General features: G+C 68.8%; 1 protein-coding gene. It reads right to left on the minus strand.

Features of this window, described 5'->3' with window-relative positions; translation table 11 throughout:
• The coding region (locus tag ACH4F2_RS36300; protein WP_398136841.1) for an acyltransferase domain-containing protein at positions 1-1,085 on the minus strand (1,085 nt) is incomplete at its 3' end.
• Positions 1,086-1,098: the final 13 nt, after the last annotated feature.

Genomic DNA, 1,098 nt, shown 5'->3' on the forward strand with positions numbered 1-1,098 from the left:
CCCAGACCCCACACCTGCGCCTGCTCCACACTCACCAGCCGGTCCGAACGCCCCACCGACACCGCACCCCGCGTCACCAACCACAACGGCGCGTCAACACCGGCAACACCCAACGCCCGCACCACATCCACCGTGTCCCGCAGACCGCGCGAGACCGGAGCGGTGCCCAGCCCGGCACCGGTCAGGCCGAGCAGCGACACCACGCCGTCGACCTCGCCCACCGCAGACAACCGGTCGGCGAGACCTGCCCGGGGCTCGTCATCGTCGACGACCAGGCGCACCACTTCCACGCCATGGCCATCCAGCACCTCCGAGACAACATCGCTGTCCGGGTCAGCGGACACCACAAGCCAACGCCCGGACGGAACAGTCGGCGTCGCGACCAGCGGCTTCCACGACACCGCGTAACGCCACTCGTCCACCCGCGACCGGGCGTTCCGACGCCGACGCCACGCCGACAGCGCCGGCAGCACCTCACCCAGCACTTCGCCCTCGATGTCAAGTGTCTCGGCCAGCATCGCCGTGTCCTGCCGCTCCACCGCCGCCCAGAACTCCGCATCCTGCGGGCTGCTCACCGCCCCGTCGGAGTCCTCGGAGACGGCATCGTCCTCGACGAGCCAGAACCGGTGGTGGTCGAAGGCATAGGTGGGCAGGTCAACTCGGCACGCGCCGGAGAACACCGGGGCCCAGTCGACCCGAACGCCGTGGGTGTGTGCCTCTCCGAGAGACAGCAGGAACCTGCTCGTCCCTCCTTCGCCACGCCGTAGAGTCCCGATCGCCACACCTACGGAGTCCAGTGCGTCCAGCGTCTCGCGCAGACCGACGGTCAGGACCGGGTGGGGGCTCGCCTCGATGAAGACCTGATGCCCTTGCTCGACAAGGGACTTGGTCGCTTCCTCGAAACGGACGGTCCGGCGGAGGTTGGTGTACCAGTACTCCGCGTCCATCACCGACGTGTCCAGCCAGTCCGCCGTCACCGTCGAGAAGAACGGCACCTCGGCCACACGCGGCTCCAACCCCGCCAGAACATCCAGGAGCTCGTCGCGGATGGCCTCCACGTGCACCGAGTGCGACGCGTAGTCCACCGGAATACGACGG

The sequence above is a fragment of the Streptomyces sp. NPDC017890 genome, assembly GCF_044328675.1.
GTDB lineage: Bacteria > Actinomycetota > Actinomycetes > Streptomycetales > Streptomycetaceae > Streptomyces.